This window comes from Cupriavidus sp. 96C5-1 (assembly GCF_057798855.1).
The window spans coordinates 29,636-46,672 of sequence record NZ_JBYOJU010000047.1 but is presented as its reverse complement, the minus strand read 5'-3'; the positions used below and the strand labels follow the sequence as shown (position 1 = coordinate 46,672).

General features: G+C 66.5%; 15 protein-coding genes. 4 read left to right on the top strand and 11 right to left on the bottom strand.

The window, feature by feature from the left end:
• Positions 1-69 precede the first annotated feature (69 nt).
• Positions 70-282: a DUF3820 family protein gene (locus tag AC3FOF_RS35945; protein ID WP_017228099.1), complete on the bottom strand. Its 213-nt coding sequence runs from the start codon at positions 280-282 to the stop codon at positions 70-72.
• 199 nt (positions 283-481) lie between these two features.
• Here AC3FOF_RS35945 and AC3FOF_RS35940 point away from each other — a divergent pair, with 199 nt between their 5' ends.
• Complete coding sequence (locus tag AC3FOF_RS35940; RefSeq protein ID WP_017228098.1) at positions 482-946, top strand: DUF2127 domain-containing protein; 465 nt, start codon at positions 482-484, stop codon at positions 944-946.
• Between the two features lie 43 nt (positions 947-989).
• Here AC3FOF_RS35940 and AC3FOF_RS35935 read toward each other — a convergent pair whose 3' ends face one another.
• Entirely contained in the window at positions 990-3,047 is a 2,058-nt protein-coding gene (locus AC3FOF_RS35935; protein WP_488729346.1) for an ExeM/NucH family extracellular endonuclease, read from the bottom strand.
• A 285-nt stretch (positions 3,048-3,332) separates the two neighbouring features.
• Here AC3FOF_RS35935 and AC3FOF_RS35930 point away from each other — a divergent pair, with 285 nt between their 5' ends.
• Positions 3,333-3,956: an HAD family hydrolase gene (locus AC3FOF_RS35930; protein ID WP_488729322.1), complete on the top strand. Its 624-nt coding sequence runs from the start codon at positions 3,333-3,335 to the stop codon at positions 3,954-3,956.
• Between the two features lie 98 nt (positions 3,957-4,054).
• Positions 4,055-4,687, top strand: coding sequence for a CDP-alcohol phosphatidyltransferase family protein (locus AC3FOF_RS35925; protein ID WP_035813298.1), 633 nt, complete (start codon positions 4,055-4,057; stop codon positions 4,685-4,687).
• A 90-nt stretch (positions 4,688-4,777) separates the two neighbouring features.
• On the opposite strand, the gene AC3FOF_RS35920 is transcribed toward AC3FOF_RS35925, so the two are convergent.
• From AC3FOF_RS35920 to AC3FOF_RS35885, 8 genes are all read right to left on the bottom strand, one after another.
• Positions 4,778-6,580, bottom strand: coding sequence for an ATP-binding response regulator (locus AC3FOF_RS35920; RefSeq protein ID WP_488729321.1), 1,803 nt, complete (start codon positions 6,578-6,580; stop codon positions 4,778-4,780).
• A 3-nt stretch (positions 6,581-6,583) separates the two neighbouring features.
• On the bottom strand, positions 6,584-7,261 hold the full coding sequence (locus tag AC3FOF_RS35915; RefSeq protein ID WP_017229796.1) for a response regulator transcription factor: 678 nt from the start codon (positions 7,259-7,261) through the stop codon (positions 6,584-6,586).
• 415 nt (positions 7,262-7,676) lie between these two features.
• Positions 7,677-8,558, bottom strand: coding sequence for a phosphodiesterase (locus AC3FOF_RS35910; protein WP_488729320.1), 882 nt, complete (start codon positions 8,556-8,558; stop codon positions 7,677-7,679).
• A complete protein-coding gene (locus AC3FOF_RS35905) occupies positions 8,555-9,613 on the bottom strand; it encodes an ABC transporter ATP-binding protein (protein WP_488729319.1) in 1,059 nt (352 codons plus the stop codon). The genes AC3FOF_RS35910 and AC3FOF_RS35905 overlap by 4 nt, the downstream gene beginning before the upstream one ends.
• A complete protein-coding gene (locus tag AC3FOF_RS35900) occupies positions 9,606-10,487 on the bottom strand; it encodes an ABC transporter permease (RefSeq protein WP_488729318.1) in 882 nt (293 codons plus the stop codon). The genes AC3FOF_RS35905 and AC3FOF_RS35900 overlap by 8 nt, the downstream gene beginning before the upstream one ends.
• 11 nt (positions 10,488-10,498) lie before the next feature.
• Positions 10,499-11,317, bottom strand: a complete 819-nt coding sequence (locus AC3FOF_RS35895; RefSeq protein WP_017224461.1) for an ABC transporter permease — start codon at positions 11,315-11,317, stop codon at positions 10,499-10,501.
• Positions 11,318-11,612: 295 nt separating this feature from the next.
• Complete coding sequence (locus AC3FOF_RS35890; protein WP_017224462.1) at positions 11,613-12,635, bottom strand: ABC transporter substrate-binding protein; 1,023 nt, start codon at positions 12,633-12,635, stop codon at positions 11,613-11,615.
• A 53-nt stretch (positions 12,636-12,688) separates the two neighbouring features.
• Entirely contained in the window at positions 12,689-13,732 is a 1,044-nt protein-coding gene (locus tag AC3FOF_RS35885) for a substrate-binding domain-containing protein (protein WP_488729345.1), read from the bottom strand.
• 570 nt (positions 13,733-14,302) lie between these two features.
• Here AC3FOF_RS35885 and AC3FOF_RS35880 point away from each other — a divergent pair.
• Positions 14,303-14,833, top strand: coding sequence for an ureidoglycolate lyase (locus AC3FOF_RS35880; RefSeq protein ID WP_276268944.1), 531 nt, complete (start codon positions 14,303-14,305; stop codon positions 14,831-14,833).
• Between the two features lie 104 nt (positions 14,834-14,937).
• On the opposite strand, the gene AC3FOF_RS35875 is transcribed toward AC3FOF_RS35880, so the two are convergent.
• Positions 14,938-17,028, bottom strand: a complete 2,091-nt coding sequence (locus AC3FOF_RS35875; protein WP_488729317.1) for a phosphocholine-specific phospholipase C — start codon at positions 17,026-17,028, stop codon at positions 14,938-14,940.
• Positions 17,029-17,037: the final 9 nt, after the last annotated feature.

The following is a 17,037-nucleotide window of genomic DNA, read 5'->3' as shown; positions in this document are numbered from 1 at the left end:
TGGGGGAGCGGGGACGCCAAAGACCGCGCAATCGGCGACGTCCGGCCGCGCGCCGATACCGGTTGCCCGCTAACGCCCGCGCAGCGGGTCCAGCAGTCCGGTCAGGCCGTTGTGGTCAAGCTCGTGCATCAGCGCCAGCAACTGGCCGATCTCGCCGGGCGGAAAGCCTTCGCGCGCGAACCAGTTCAGGTAGTTGCCCGGCAGGTCCGCGATCGGGCGGCCCTTGTATTTGCCGTAGGGCATGGTGCGGGTGAGCAGGCGTTGCAGGTGTTCGGGATTCATGGTGCTGCCTTGGGCGGGGGTCGGAAGTCGCCGGCACGTGGATGGTACCAGCGCGCGGCGAAGCGTTGCCTGCACGAGCGCGTCCTCGTTGCACGCCGCATGGCCCCAGGGCCCCAGGGCCGCCGGGCGGACTCCGGTTTGCCGGCGTCCGCCGCGCCGGGGTAGGATTCTCACATTATCGTTGATGAGGACTGGCCAAATGGCAAAGCATGGCTCAGGCGCCGGCCTGAAGAGCATCGCCCTGTTCGAGGCGGCCAAGGGCGCGGTGGTGATCCTTGCCGGATTGGGACTGATTGCGCTACTGCATCGGGATGCGCAGGCGTTGGCCGAGGCGATTGTCGCCCGCCTGCACCTGAATCCGGCGAGCCACTACCCGACCATTTTCCTTTCGCTGATGGCCCATCCGAGCGACGCGCGGCTGTGGGCCATTGGCGGCTCGGCCATGGCCTATGCGGCCATGCGCTTTACCGAGGCCTATGGCCTCTGGCGCCAGCGAATATGGGCGAACTGGCTCGGCGTCTGGTCGGGGGGGATCTATATCCCCGTGGAATTGTACGAGGCCATTGCCCATCCGAGCGCTATCCACATCGGGCTGGCGATTGCCAATGTGCTGATCGTGGCCTATCTGGTGAACGGCATCAGGCGCAATGCGGCTGGCGGCTAGATGCTAGATACTCGCAAGCCATGCCAGGGTGGCCGGGCGTGGCTCAGCGCTGCAGGAAGCGGCGCGCGAACCGGTGCCATGCCGCCATGGCCACGGCGCCGGCCGTGGCCAGCAGCAGCCAGGGGTCCATGGCTCCGGCGCCGGTGACGGTTTTCTCGTTATTCTCGCTGCCGTTGCCGGTACCACCGAGCTTGCTCCCGCTCCCGTCACTTCCGCCTGCCGCCGTGCCATCGCCCGGCACGGTGGCGTTGTCGCGCATGGCCAGATCGACCACCAGCGGGTCGTGGTCGGATGAGCGATAGGCATCCGGCGCGTAGAAGGACTGCTGCTGGGGCACGCTCTTGTGGGCCAGCGGATAGGCCAGCGAAACCGGTTCGTCGGCATTGATGTGCCAGTGGCGCGCTGCGCGCACGCGGCCGGCCGCGCCGGCATCGGCAAGCGCGTGGTCGATATAGCCCGCTTCGCCGCCAAAGACATAGCTATAGGCATGGGTGCCGGCACCGGCGAAGTGGGCGATCATGTCGGCGTAGCCCCGGTCCGCCAGGGTGCGGATGGGGTCTTCCAGCGCGTAGCTGTTGAGGTCGCCGATCACCAGCCTGCCATCGTCGGGCACGCCGGTGGGCGAGGTGGCCAGCCAGTCGGCAAGGCGGGCGGCCGCGGCCACGCGGGTGGGATTCCAGCAGCCCTGGCCATCGTGCTGGTCCGCATTGTTGCCGCGCGCTTCGTTGCATCGCTTGGACTTGAAGTGGTTCACCACCACGGTGAGCTTGCGGGCGTGGCCGGGCAGGCGGAAGGTGGCAGCCAGGGGCTGGCGGGTCCTCGCGCCCATGGCAAGGGTTGCGGCCGTGCCTACCGGCTCCACTGTGCCGGCCCTGTAGATCAGGGCGACCTGGATCGCATCGCGGCCGAGCTTTTCCGTACCGGGATCGATGAAGCGCCAGTCGGGGCCGAGCTTGCCTGTCAGCCGGCGGATGGCGCTCAGTTCGCCGTAGCCGTTGTTTTCAATCTCCATCAGGCCGATCACGTCGGCATTCAGTGCTTGCAGCGCGCTCAGGATCTTGGCTTCCTGCCGGGCGAACTCGGCTGGCGTACGGGCCCCGCGGCTATCGGCATCGTCGAAACCCGCGCCCTTGCCGTCGCCGTTGAAGTAGTTCTCGACGTTGAAGGCGGCCACGCGAAGATCGGTGCCGGCGGCGCGGGCCGGTGCGCCCGCCCGTGGGTTGGCGGCTGGCTGGAAGACCGGCAGCGGCGCGCCTGGGATCGGCTGGAGGCGCCAGTTGCCGAAGCGTCTCTCCAGCACGCCCTGCACATTGGTGACGGCGTAGCCGCCGCGCAAGGTATTCGATGCGCTCAGCCCCGGCGCAGGATAGATCACGCGCTCTGGGTTCTGGCGGCTCGATCCGTCGTCCAGCGTCACGCGGTTGAGTGCGTTGGCGGCGGCCTGCGCGGCGGCTCCGGCGCCGGGCAGCGCCACGTTGGTGGGCAGCGGCAGGCGGCCGTTGCTCAGCACTACCGCGCCATACCGGCCCAGTTCGAACGTCTCGCTGACCGTCAGGGTCTGGGGCAGCCGGACCAGCATGCCTTCGTAGGCTGCCAGCGAGCCTGTATGCTCGGCCGGCAGCGTGACCACGGACGGCGTGACCACCTGGCCCGACGCGCATACCGTGGCCCGGCCGGACAGCCTCAGCTGCATCTGGCCGAAGCGCTCCTCGATCGTGCCGAGCACGCGGACCCGGTCGCCGGCCCGCATGCCGGCGCGCGGCGCATGGACGAACATGCCTTCCGCTATGCCGGGACGGTTCTGGCGCTGGCCGTCCGCCTGCTGGACGAAGAAGCCGCTGAAGCCGTCGGGGCCCGAGTAGTCCGCCGTGACCACCGCTTCGAGCGCCACCCGCCGCCCGACCGACGGCGTGCCTTCGCTGCCGTCGCGCAGGTCGGCGATCAGTGTGGCCGGCGCGCCGCATTGCGCGGAAATGGCCGCCGACGGCGCGCGGGCCGGTTGGTAGCCCACGTCGGCGCGGACGGGCATGGCGAGGCATAGCAATGCCAGGCAGGGTGGGACGAGGCGTGGCGGGATGACACTTGGCGGAAACAGGCGCATGGCATTGTGGCGGGTCGGATTGCGTGGCATGGCGCCAGACGGTATGGGAACGAGATGGGAACGTCGGCACGCGTGACCGGGGCATGGCTTGCCTTGCGTGCGGGCCCAGGGATGCATGGGTTCATGGGCCCGACAGACCGGTGAGTGCAAGCGTAGGGCGCCAGCCTTGCCAGGGCTTTGAGCGGATTCTCATACTTGCTGCCGGCCAGACTCTGCGAGAATGCAGCCTTGCCGTTTTCACCTTTTACCGAGATAGCCAACCAGCTAACGAGCCAAGCAGATACCGTGACCGTCAATGCCGTAGTGTTCGATTTTGGAGGTGTGCTGTTCGACTGGAGCCCGGAATACCTCTACCGCGAGCTGATTCCGGACCCGCTGGAACGCGCCCGCTTCCTGTCGGAGGTTTGCTCCCCGGCCTGGAATATCCGCCAGGATGCGGGCAGGCCGCTGCTTGAGGCCACCGAGCTGCTGGTGGCCGAGCATCCGTCGCACGCGGAACTCATCCGTGCCTTTTATGGCCGTTGGCCGCAGATGCTGCGCGGTCCGCTGCCCGGCGGCGTGGACCTGCTGCGGCGCCTGTATGCCGCCGAAGTGCCGCTGTTCGGCCTGACCAACTGGTCGAGCGAAACCTATCCGCATGCCGAGCGCAGCGCCGATTTCCTGCACATGTTCCGCGATATCCTGGTATCCGGCGAAGTCGGTATCGCCAAGCCCGACCCGGCCATCTACCAGCTGATGCACGCGCGCATCGGTGCCCGGCTGCCTGGCATCGCGCCACAGGAACTGCTGTTCATCGATGACAATGCCGCCAATGTGGCGGCGGCAACGGCGCTTGGATGGCAGGCCGTGCATCATGCCAGCGCCGGCGCAACCGAGGCCGCATTGCGCGCCGCCGGGTTGCGGTTTTAAGCGTGGCTCTTGCGTTCCCTGCCGGTGTTTCGGCGGGGTTCGCTGGTTGCCGGCGCTGCGCGTCCGTGCCGCGCCAGATGAATCAGGAGTTCGCCGATATGGCATCCGCACCAGAACGTCCCAAGCATTTCTCGATGGTCCGCGAGCTGCATCTCGCCGACCTGTTCACCCTCGGCAATGCCGCCTGTGGCATGGCCTCGGTGTTTTTCGCCATGTTCTACGTGGCCACGCAGTCGCTCGACCATTTCCTGGCGGCGGCGGCGCTGGCGCCCGCGGCCTTTGTCTTCGACGTGCTCGACGGCCGCATCGCGCGCTGGCGGCACCAGCATTCCGCGCTGGGGCGCGAGCTGGATTCGCTGGCGGACATCATTTCCTTCGGGGTTGGCCCGGCGGTGCTGGCCTTTGCCGCGGGCATGCGCGGCGGCTGGGACATGGCCGCGCTGGTGTATTTCGTGTGCTGCGGCGTGAGCCGGCTGGCGCGCTTCAACGTGACCGCGGAAACCCTGTCCGAAGGCGGCGACAAAGTGGCGTACTTCGAAGGCACGCCGATTCCCACCAGTGTGCTGCTGACCGGCGTGCTGGCATTCTGTGCATGGCAGGGCCGCCTTGGCGATGCGCTCTATGGCGGCGTGTGGGCGCTCGGACCGGCGGATCTGCATCCGCTCGCCTTGCTGTTCGTGCTGTCCGGCTCGCTGATGATCAGCAAGACCCTGCGCATTCCGAAGCTCTAGGCACTGTCCAGCTCTGGCGCGCCTGGCCTCGGGCCGCCACTGTTGCCCTGCCGGTCCGGCAATCCCTGCTCAGGCGCCGGTTTGCGCCGGCTAGTCCGCGGCGTGGCTGCTGGCGCCGCGCGGAATGTCCTGCCGCCATCCGGCGTCACGCAGCAGGGCGGTCATGGCGGTGTGGAGCTGCTGCGCCACCACCGGCTTGTGCAGCAGGGCGGCGCCACCCGCGTGCACGCTGCGCAGGCGGTCCGGCGCGGTGTCGCCGGTAATGATGACGGTGGGAATGGCGCGCCCCAGGCGGGCACGGATGGCCTCCATGGCTTCCTGGCCGGTGCGCTCGCCGCGCAGGCGGTAGTCGGCCAGCAGCAGGTCGGGCCTGAAGCCGGCCAGCGCGGCCAGGGCGTCCTCTTCGGATTCCACCGGCAGGCAAACGGCTTGCCAGCCCTCCAGCAGTTCCGCCATGGCGATGCGGATTTCCTGGTCGTCGTCGATGACCAGCACGCGTAGCCCGCGCAGGCTGGGCTTGTGCGGCATGGCGGTAGCGGGCGTTTCGGTGGCTTCCTCGGTCAGTGGTAGGGCAAAGCGGAAGACCGAGCCGCGGCCGGGCCTGGAGTTAAGCTGGATCCGGGTCGAAATGGTACGCGCCAGGCCTTCCACGATGGCCAGCCCCAGTCCCAGGCCCTTGCGCTGGTCCCGCTCCGGATTGCCCAACTGGTGGAACTCCTTGAAGATGGCGCGGCGCTGCGTCAGCGGAATGCCCATGCCGGTGTCCCACACCTCGATCACGGCTTGCCCGCGCCGGCAGCGGCATGTCACCAGTACGCCGCCCTGGCTGGTATAGCGGATGGCGTTGGCAATCAGGTTGCGCAGGATCAGTTCCACCAGGGTGGGATCGGCGAACACGGTGGCCGTGGTATCGCGGGTCCGGTAGAACAGGCCACGTGTATCGGCCTGCGGCGCGAACTCGTTCTCCAGCTTGTACAGCATGCCCTGCAGGCGGAAGGCGCGCGGCCTTGGGGTGATCACGCCGGCGTCCACCTTGGAGAAATCGAGCAGCGTGTTGAGCATCTCGCGCGCGGCGCCGGAGGCCGCCTCGATATGCGTGAGCAACTGGCGCTGCTTGTCGCTGAGTTCGGAGCGGCCCAGGGTGACCACGAACAAGCCCAGCGCATGCAGCGGCTGGCGCAAGTCGTGGCTGGCGGAGGCCAGGAACACCGATTTGGCGCGATTGGCCTCCTCGGCCTCGCGCTTGGCGTCTTCCGCCCGTGCTGTCTGCTCCCGCAGCTGCGAGATCAGCTCCACGTTCGCGAAGCGCAGCGCAATCGCATGGCGTGCCACTCGCGCATAGTTGCGGGCGAAGATCATCAGCACCACCAGGTAGAGCGGCGTGCCGAGGAACATCGCCAGGTAGGCGCTGTCGCCAGTGGCGACAAAGACAGCCCAGACCGGCACGATGGCCGGCACGAAGAAGCCCACCGCAACCGGCAGGCATGCCGAAAACACCGCCAGCGCAGCCGCGCTCATGCCGGCGATCAGCGACAGGATGCAGATGACCGTCGCGGGCGAGCCGACATCCATGTAGAGCCACGCCGCCAGTCCCCACAGCGCGCCGATCAGCGTCAGCAGGGCTGTCATGCAGCGGGCGTAGAGGCCGGCATGGGCTTCGCTCAGGCGCTCGGGCAGCAGGCGTCGCCCGAAGTGCCCCGATGCGCAGGCGGCGGCCATGGCCAGGGCCCACGGGATGGCGCCGGGGTTCTTGCCGCCGAGGCTTAGCCCCAGCGCCAGGATAAAGGCCGCCAGCGCACAGCCCAGCATGGCTATGCCGAAGCTCGCGTCGATCAGCTCCATCTCCGCGGCCAGCAGCCGCGGTTCATCGAAGCGGGGAACAAGGACGGACATGGCTCACCTGCCCGTTTGCACCAGGCCGCGGCGCTGGGCCTCGAGTACCGCTTCGACCCGGCTGACCACGCCCAGGTGATTGAGGATGGCGGCCACGTGGACCCGCACGGTGTTCTCGGAGAGCCCGAGATGATGCGCGATGATCTTGTTCGAGCGGCCCAGGCTGAGTTGCGCCAGTACCTCGAGCTGGCGCGGCGTGAGCGAGCTGGCCTGATAGGCCGCGCCGGGCGCGGCGCCGTCACCGCTGCCGTTCCCGCCGGCATCCGGGATGCCAGCGGTATCCCCGGCCGGGTCGAGGCTGAAATACGTATCGCCACGCAGGCAGCTGGCGATGGCGTCTTCGATCTCGGCGCTGTCGGCTGATTTTGGCAGGAAGCCGGCGATTTCCTTGCGTGCGGAAGGCGGGATGGTCTCAAGCCCCGAGGTTCCTGACACGATCAGGATGCACGCCGTCGGAAAGTGACGGCGCAGCACTCTGATGCCTTCGATGCCATTGAGGCCGGGCATCTGGATGTCGAGCAGGATGATGTCCACTTCGGCGCCGCGGTGGTCTTGCACGGCACCCATGACCGAGCCCGACTCGATGATGCCCGCCACACTGGGGCTGTCGGCCAGCACGAGGCGCAGGCCCGTGCGGAACAGGGTGTGGTCGTCGATCAGCAGCAGGCGGGCGTTAAGCATGAATTGGGGTTTGGGCGCCGCCGCTGCACCCGGCCGCGGCGGTTGAAATCGGGGAAGACGAAAAGTGAGGCAATGGGGGCGCCGCCATTTGTCCGGCGCGATCGCCAATGGCGAATTGGACTAGATTCTCGCAGTCTTGTCCATTTACCCCTCTTTAGAGGGGATTCGCAGTGCGATCGGCGCCCCCGTATTGCCGGCATGCCGCGCCAGACGTGCGATTGCGGGGAATAGCCGGGTGCCCGCCGGCCGCTGGGGATGGCATTGCTCTAGTCCGGAAGGATTATTTCCGTTGCTGTCGCGCGATGCCACCATTAGTGGGTGGGCGATTTCCGCGACTTGCCCGCACCACTTTTGTTACCCACTACCACCCGGCAGTGGGTTTTTTTTGCGCTGTCGCAGTCCGCTCAGTCTCCGCTCAGTCGATCAGTTTGCCCGAAGCATCGAAGAAGGGGTGGTCGGCGCCGAATTCGCCAATGACCGCCGCATGGGTCACCAGCCCGTGCGCAGGGTGCCACCAGTGCAGCAGATAGCCGGGCGGTTCCATGCGAAAGCGTGAGGCGGCCTGCGGATCCAGGTCGAGCGTGACCTGGTGCGCCGGTCCCGGCGCCGTCATGGCCAGCGTGCCGCCGAAGCGGCGCACGATGTGCCGGTGCAGGTGGCCGCACAATACGCGCTCTATCTGCGGATGGCGGCGCACCACGGCTTCCAGCAGGGCGGCATCGGCCAGGCCCTGCTGGTCCATATGGCCGATGCCGGTACAGAAGGGCGGATGATGCAGCATCAGCAGCGTCGGCCGCTCCGGCTCGGCGGATAGCGCGGCCTCCAGCCAGGGCAGCGCGGCGGGATCGACCCGGCCGCCAGGCATTCCCGGCACCGTACAGTCGAACGCCACCAGGCGCAGCGGGCCGGCTTCCACGCTGTAATGGATGGGCGCGTCGCCGTCGCCCGCCGCGCACAGGTAGCCGTGATCGGCGAAGACGCGGCGCAGCGTGGCACGATGGTCGTGGTTGCCCGGCAGCAGCCGCACCGGCATTGGCAGGCGCTGCAGGATGCCACGCAGGAAGCGGTACTCCTCCTCGGCGCCAAAGTCGACCAGATCGCCGGTGACGATCACCGCATCGGGCCGCTGCGGCGCGGCGAGCAGGGTATCGACGCAGCGCTGCAGGGCGCCGGCAGTGTCCACCATGCGGTAGGACAGCTTGCCGCCTGCCTTGATATGCAGGTCGGTGATCTGGGCCAGCAGGTAGCTGCCGTCCGGCGCAGCCGGGCCGGCCCCGTCAGGGAAAGGGGTGTTCATGCCGCGAGCGCTTCGGAAAGCGTGATCAGGTGTCCGGTATCGAGGCGCAGGCCGACGCGGTCGCCCGCCTGCCAGCCGTCGCGCCGGGTGGTGTCGACGACGAGCGGCGAGGGGGCGCCTACGTCGACCAGCAAACGCGTGTAGTTGCCCAGGAACAGCGCGGTGACCACCGCGCCGCCCAGGTGCGCTTCCCCGGCTTGCGCCAGGGCGACGTCCTCGGGGCGGAACAGGAGTTCGGCGCTCGCCACACCCGCGTCGCTGGCGTGGCGCGGCACTACCCCGCCCGGCACGCGCCAGGCGCCGGATTCCAGCACCGCCGGCAGCCGGTTCATGGTGCCGATGAAATCCGCCACGAAGGCGTTGGCCGGCGCCCGGTAGATCTGCTGCGGCGTGCCGGACTGGGCGATGCGTCCCTTGTCCATCACGATGATGCGATCTCCCAGCGCCATCGCCTCGGCCTGGTCGTGGGTGACGTAGACGGCGGTGATGCGCAGGCTGCGCAGCAACTGGTTGATGTCGGCGCGCAGCGCATCGCGCAGCTTGGCATCCAGCGCGGTCAGCGGCTCGTCGAGCAGCAGCACGCGCGGCTGCACCGCGATGGCGCGGGCCAGCGCCACGCGCTGGCGCTGGCCGCCGGAGAGCTGGTCGATACGCCGCTCGGCAAAGGGGCCGAGCTGCATCATGGCCAGCATCTCGTCCACCCGGCGGCGGCGCGCGGCGGCGTCGACGCGGCGCACGCGCAGGCCATAGGCGATGTTCTCTGCCACCGTCATATTGGGGAACAGCGCATAGCTCTGGAACACCATGCCCACGCCGCGCTGCTCGATCGGCAGGGCCGTAACGTCGCTGTCGCCAAACCTGACCACGCCGCCCGCGTCGGGGAACTCCAGCCCGGCGATGATGCGCAGCGTGGTGGTCTTGCCGCAGCCGGAGGGGCCTAGCAGGACCACGGTTTCGCCGGCGCCGATGTCGAGGTCGAGCGGTTGCAGCGCCAGCGTGCCGTCGGCGAAGGTCTTGCCGCAATGGCGCAGTGTGATGGGGGTCGGTTCATGCATGGCGAGCCTCGGAGGTGGAAAGCGGATCGGCGCCGGCGCTGCGTTGCGCGCCGGCGTCATCCGCGAGCGGCTGGTGCTTGCGGGCGCGCGCGCCGAGCGCGGACAGCCCCTGCATCAGCACCAGCAGCGGAATGATCATGAAGAAGAACACGATGGTGTAGGCCGAGCCGATCTCCAGCCGCATCGAAGCGTAGCTGTCGGCCAGCCCCACCGGCAGGGTTTGCGTGGTGGGTGTATGCAGCATCCAGGTCAGGTTGAATTCTCCCACCGACAGCGTCACCACCATCAGGGCCCCGGCCAGGATGCCCTGGCGGCAGTTCGGCAGCACCACGGTGAAGAAGCGCTGCAGGCGGCTCGCGCCCAGGCTGGCGGCGGCATCTTCCAGCGTGCGGATATCGATGGCCGACATGATGGCCAGCACCGAGCGCACCATGAACGGCAGCGTGAACAGCACGTGGCCTACCAGGATGAATACCCAGCTCGTGCGGAACGCCTGCCAGCCACCGTAGAGCAGGATCAGGCCAAGCGCGGTGGCCAGTCCCGGCACGGCGACCGGCAGCATCAGCAGCTCTTCGATCAGGCGCGTGACGCGCCCGCGCCGCAGCGCCATGTAATAGGCCGCGGGCACGCCCAGCGCCAGGGTGCAGGCCAGGCAGGCCAGCGCGATGCCCAGCGACAGGAAGATGGTGTTGCGGTAGAGCGACCATACCTCCGCCAGCCAGCGCGTGGTCAGGCCGCTGGCCACGCCGACGAAGATATTGTTGGTCAGGCCGGCCAGCACCGACAGCACCACCGGCACCACCATGAACAGGCAGACCGTGAGCGTCAGGGCAAGCTGCAGCCAGTAGGCGCTGCCGCGGCGGGATGAAGTCATGATGGCGTTCCTCAGGCGGTGGCGGCGACGGCGTCGCCAGAGAACCAGCGCGCCAGCGCCAGCAGGGCCCAGGTGACCATGCCGAGCAGCACGGACAGGGCCGCGGCCATGCCGAAGTTGGCGTAATTGGTGAATTCGTTGTAGATGGTGAGCGGCAGCACATCGAGCTGCGTCGCCAGCGTGAAGGCGGTGCCGAAGGCGCCCATGCTGGTGGCGAAGCAGATGGCGCCGCTGGAGATCATGGCGGGCATCAGCGCCGGCAGCATCACGTCGCGCACCACGCGCCAGCGGCCCGCGCCGAGCGATCTTGCGGCTTCTTCCAGCGAGGCGTCGAGCTTGGCGACTGCCGCCATCACGGTCAGAATCACGCGCGGGATGGAGAAGTACAGGTAGCCGACAAACAGGCCGGCCAGGCCATAGGCGAAGGTCCAGCGGTCGCCGGCGAGCCAGTCGCTCACCATCGCCAGCAGGCCGTTGCGGCCGCCGAGCATGATGACCATGAAGCCGATCACCACGCCGGGGAACGCCAGCGGGAAGGTCAGCATTGCCACCAGCAGCGCCTTGCCGGGAACGGCGTTGCGCTCCAGGAAGGTGCCGGTGATGCCCGCGATGATCAAGGTTGCCAGGGTGACCGTTGCGGAGAGCAATACCGTCACCATCAGGCTGTGGAGGTAGCGTTGGCTGGAGATGACGGTCCAGTAGACGCTTGCGCCTTTTTCGCCGGAGACGCTTACCGCGAGCAGTTTTGCCATCGGGAGGCAGAAGAAGGCGAGGAAGATGATCAGGGCCGGGAGGGCGAAGAGGATCAGGGGAGGGCTTCGTTTTGGCATGATGGGGGATGCTCCCGGGGTTTGAAAATCAACTTCAACTTCAAAGGCTTAAAGTCAACGGCGGTTTCACCTCCCCTGCGGGGAGTCGAACCTCCACGGCTCGCTTCGCATCGCCGTGGGTGTGGCCCGCCTCGCGGGCCACACGGCTACAACGAAAGGTCGGGCTGGCGGCAGCGCCTTATGTTGCGCGTGTTCCGCGTTCGCACTGCCGTTCGTCATGCTCCGGTTTTCTCCTGCGGACAGGGGCAGGGGGGAGGGCGGGCGCTGGCCGAAGCGAGACGTCCCGCGCCTTGCCTCAGCGAACCTCTTTCAAATATTCTTCGCTGAATCCCTTCTGCGCATCGGCCATCTTGCTGAAATCCACCGGCTTGGCTCGCGCGTAATCCGCCGCCGGCAGGAACCGGGCTTGCACTTCCTTCGGGATGGCGGCATTGCGCACCGGCCGCAGGTAGGCATTGGCCCACAGCGCCTGTCCGGCATCCGACAGCACAAAATCCAGCACCTTCTTGCCTTCCGGCTCATGCGGCGCCTTGTTCACCAGGCTCATCACATAGGGCACTACCACCGTGCCTTCCTTGGGGATCACGAAGGCCACATTGGCCTTGTCCTTGTAGCGCGCGCGGTAGGCGTTGAAGTCGTAGTCGAGCAGGATCGGGATCTCGCCGGACAGCACCCGCGCATAAGCGGTCTGCTTGGGCACGATGGGCTGGTTTTTCTGCAGGTCGCGGAAGTACTTGAAGGCGGGACCGAAGTTGTCCATCGAGCCGCCCAAGGCCTGGTTGACGGCGACCGCGCCGACATAGCCGACGAAGGCGCTGGCCGGGTCGAGGTAGCCGATCAGGCCCTTGTACTCGGGCTTGAGCAGGTCCGCCCACGATTGCGGCACGGGCTTGCCGCGCAGGGCATCGACGTTGACCATGAAGCCAAGCGTGCCGGAGTGGATGGCGAACCAGTTGCCTTGCGGGTCTTTCAGGCCGTCGGGGATGTCGTTCCAGTGCGCCGGCTTGTAGGCGGCGGTGACGCCGTCTTTCTTGGCCTGGATGCCGAAGGTCACGCCGTAATACACCACGTCGGCTACCGGGCTGGCCTTCTCGGCCACCAGTTGCGCCAGCGACTGGCCGGAGTTCTTGTTGTCCTGCGGCACGGTGACGCCGGTCTTTTCCTTGATGGCGCGAATCTGCGCGGCCCAGTCGGCCCATTCGGGCGGGCAGTTGTAGCAGATCGCGGTTTGCGCTGCCACGCCCTGGCTGAAGGCGGCGGCGCCGAGCGCGATGGCGATCCAGCGTAGCGGTTTGGGCCAGGAACGGCTTGCTTGCATGGTGAACTCCTTGGGTTGCGGACAGGGGCTGGGGGAAGCGGGTTGGAGCAATGTCATGCCGGCGCGGCGACCGTGCCGCCCAGGCGCAGGGTGTGCGGCAACAGGGTGATGCGTCCGGGCGCTGCGTCATCCGGCGGCTTGGCGCGGGATGGCGCGAAGCGCGCGAGCAGGCGCGCGACGGCGCGCTCGCCGATTTCGGTGTTGGGCTGCACCACCGAGGCCAGCGCGGGCTCCACCAGCGCGCCGAGTGCGATGCCGTCGTAGCCCAGCACGGAGATATCGCGCGGCACGCGCAGGCCGAGCCGTTTCAGGTCGGAAATCACGCCGATCGCCAGCAGGTCGTTGGTGCAGAAGAAGGCCGTGGGCGCGTCCGGCGCGGCGGCCAGTGCGCCGATCAGTCCGGCATGGCTCGCGGTATGGGTGGGCAGGCACAGTGGCTCGGCCGGTGCCAGGCCGTGCGCGCGCATGGCGTCGCGGTAGCCGTCGAAACGCTGGCGGGCACGGTCGGATGCCATGAAGGCGCCGGAGACCACGCGGATGCGGCGGTGCCCGGCGGCAATCAGCGCTTCCACACCTTCGCGCGCGCTGCCGCGGTTGTCGACCGATACCGAATGGCGCCGGCTGGCCGTGGCGGCCTGGTTGTAGGCGAGCACATAAGGCACGCCTTCCTGGTCAAGCTGATCGAGCACGGCGCTATGGGCGGCGTCGGCCACGGTGAGCACCATGCCATCCACGCGGTGGCGCAGCAGGTACTCGATGCGTTCGCGTTCGCGTGCCGGGTCGTAGGCGCTGGTCACCAGCATCAACGAGTACCCGGCGGCCAATGCGGCGTCTTCCATGCCGCGCCAGCATTCGGCGAACACGGCGTTCTCCAGGGTCGGCAGCATCACGCCGATCATGCGGCTCTGCTGGGCGCGCAGTTTGCTGCCAAGCAGGTTGGGGCGGAAACTCAGGTGTCGCGCCGCTTCCAGTACGCGCTGTACGGTGCTCTCCCGCACCAGCGCAGGGCTGTTGAAGGCGCGCGAGGCGGTGGCGAGCGAGACGCCGGCGGCCTGCGCTACGTCCACCAGGGTGGCGGCGCCGGCGGCGTCAGGCATGCTGGGCGAACGGTCCTGGTTGCGCTTCACGTGTGTCGTTCCAGTCTCTGGTTACAGGATGGCGAATGCGCGCCACGCCATCCACGGTCGCGGCACCCGCAAAATGAAAACGTTTTCATTCAAGCCGCAAAAAAATCGGGTAGCAAGCCTTTTTGCTGCTGCGATGCATTGGGAATTCACTGCTGCGGCAAGGCCTAACCCGGTACAGGGCGAATTCTGGGGATGTTGCATGACAGCACGATGACAGGCCACCGTGCCGTTGCGCCAATGCCTCAGGCATGGCGGCTCATTCCGCCGGATCCAGATGGAGCCTGAGGTCCAGCAAGTCTTGCTCGGCCTGCCTGAGGAAATCGGCGCCGACACGCGCTTCGGAGCCGTCAACCCACCACCAGCGATGGTCCGTGTGGACTGAAATTGCCACAACCTCGTAGAAATACCCATATAAAATGCCACTGAAATATCAGAAGCTTCGGGTGCGCCTCATAGTGAAAGGCGCGCAAGACGCAAACTGTCCGGCGGTCGCGTCATGCTGTGTTCAATGGTTCATCACGTTTCAGCGGAGCAGTTGTCATGGATTGGAATGAATCGATTGCTGTGCAGCCGTTGAGCCAGGAGGCATTCGCGCCGTACGGTTGGGTGCTTGGCAAGCCGTTTCCGACGACGCAGGACAGCGTTGCATTCATCAACGCGGTTACGGATTTCCGCAGCGAACATGTATTCGACTGCGGCTCCGGCGGCCAGCCCGAAATCTTGTGGGTGAGCTATCGCAACGCCGCGGCGACAGTCGCGACGCTGGAGGTCCACCATCTGACGCAGCAGGCGATCGTGCCTCTCAATGGCGATATCGTGCACTTCGTGGCAGCCAGCACGGACGATGGGGTGCCCGACCTGCGCACGTTGTCCGCCTTTCGCGTCATCAACGGCGCCGGCATTTGCATGCGCCCGGGATGCTGGCATGCAACGCGCGTCGCTGGCGGCGAAGTGGCCTGTCTGATGCTGACGCGCCGATCCACAACCGCCGATCTGGTGGATCACCTGCACGGCAAACGCACCGCCGTCGAATCTGCGATGTTCGACATTGCGCCAGTCACGTTCGTCTAGACGGAATGGTTTGACCGTGTCAGGTGCTCTGTTTCCTGTTCATGACCGGTTGAATACCGGCGTGTTTGGGCCAGGCCCGGCGGTTCTTCGACGATTGATCACTGCTACGCCATCGCAGGGTCACTGACACCGTGAGCGCCAATTTCCATGCGGCCCGCAAAGCGGCGCACGAATCCCCTCCGATTGTCGCCGGTCACGGTGAGGTCATACCAATTGCCGCTGTCGGTAAGCGAGTATTGCCACTCTTTTTCCATGCCCGGCGCGACTGACAGCGTCCCAGGCCCGTCATTGCGATACGCATTCGGCCGTATCGTCAGCACGCACGCGGCCTGGCCAGTGTTGGTAGCCTTCAGTCGAATAGCGCGGCTGGCGACGTCATACTCAATGTCGACTTCAGGATTGGCGTCCCCGCTGGCCGCATGCACGTTGCCCTTGAATGCCCTGCAGTAGCCGTTTACGCCGCAGATCCACAGGTCATAGGCGCCCGCGTCGAGTAGGCCTGTATCCCAGTGGTCGATCAGCGTCTTGCCTGTCTCGACCGTATATACGCGCGGCACGCGTTCCGGATGCAGTTTGTCGTAGACGTGAAATACCATTGCCGCCTGTCCCGTGTTGCGGAACGTGAGTGATACCGTACCGTTACCGCCATCGACACGTGCGTGAACATGCGCCTCATACGGCAACGCCCGCGAACGGCGCGTACCTGGCTCCTGGAACAGGCGCTCGGGCGTCGCCGGCGCGGCCGGCGGCGGCCGCTTGCCCTGCGTCTTCACGATGGCCGCAGCCTGGCTGGTATCCGGCAGCGATGGAAGCGGCGCGGTATTGGGGCTCGCAAAATCGAAGGCCGATGTCAGGTCGCCGCATACCGCCCGACGCCAGGCGGTGATGTTGGGTTCGATCACACCAAAGCGCTTTTCGAGAAAACGGATGATCGATGTATGGTCGAACACCTGCGAATTCACCCAGCCGCCTCGGCTCCAGGGCGAGATGACATACATCGGCACGCGTACGCCGAGCCCATAGGGAAGCTTGTCCGCGGCGTGAATATCGTCGGTGGTGTCGACAGTGGACAGGCCGGCGCGTGAGCCGTCGGCGTTGTAGGGCGGCGGCGACGGCGGGGCAACGTGATCAAAGAAGCCATCGTTTTCGTCGAACGTCAGGAACAGCACCGTCTTGCTCCATACGTCGGGATTGGCGGTCAGCGCGTCAAGCACCTGCTGCGTGAAGTTCGCGCCTTCGATCGGGCTGGAGCCATTCGGATGCTCAGACTGCATCATCGTCGGGCAGATCCATGTCACCTGCGGCAAAGTGCCGTTCATGACGTCACGTCGTAGGTCTGCGAGCGTCCACCGTGACATGCCTTTTTGGCGCAGCGGCGAATCGCTGGCCGCCGCGTTGTATTGATCAAACGCGACACATGCGTTCATCAGGCCCCAATAGTTGTCCTTCGGGTCCTGATAGATCTTCCACGTGATGCCGGCCTTCTCGAGGCGTTCTGGGTAGGTCGCGTATGTGTACCTTGGACCTTGTCCGTAGTTCTCCATCCCAGGCGGTGCATCGATGACGATGTCGAGCGAGAGGCCCGATGCGTTGTCGATGACTGGGCCGCCCCCGGTGGCGCGCGGGTCGTTTCCGCCGGCCCACAGAAAGATGCGGTTTGGCGCGGTTTGCCCGTGAATCGAGCAGTGATAGCTGTCGCAAATCGTGAATGCGTCGGCCAGCGCGAATTGGAACGGGATGTCTTCACGCCGGTAATGCCCCATCGTGAGGCTGGTCTTGTGAGGCACCCATTGATCCCATCGGCCGTTGTGAGATGCACCTTGCGCGTCCTGCCACGAGTGGGGCAGATAATGTACTTTCTGTGCGCTGGTAGTACGGGTGTCAAAGTGAAACGGCCGCACCGTCCCACCTTTGCCGTCGGGCTGGTTCCAGATTGGCGTCCCACCGGGCAGTGGGACGACGACGCGATCGCGGAAGCCTCTGACCCCTCTGAGCGTGCCGAAGTAATGATCGAAGGAACGGTTTTCCTGCATCAGGATGACGACGTGCTGCACATCATCGATTGTGCCAGTCGCCGAGACAGCGGGAATGGAAAGAGCTTTCCGGATGCTCGGTGGGAACACGGACAGCGCCGCCGCCATACCCGCTGTCTTCGCTGTCATGCGCAGGAATTTGCGGCGATTCTTAGATTTCATGGGGTCTGT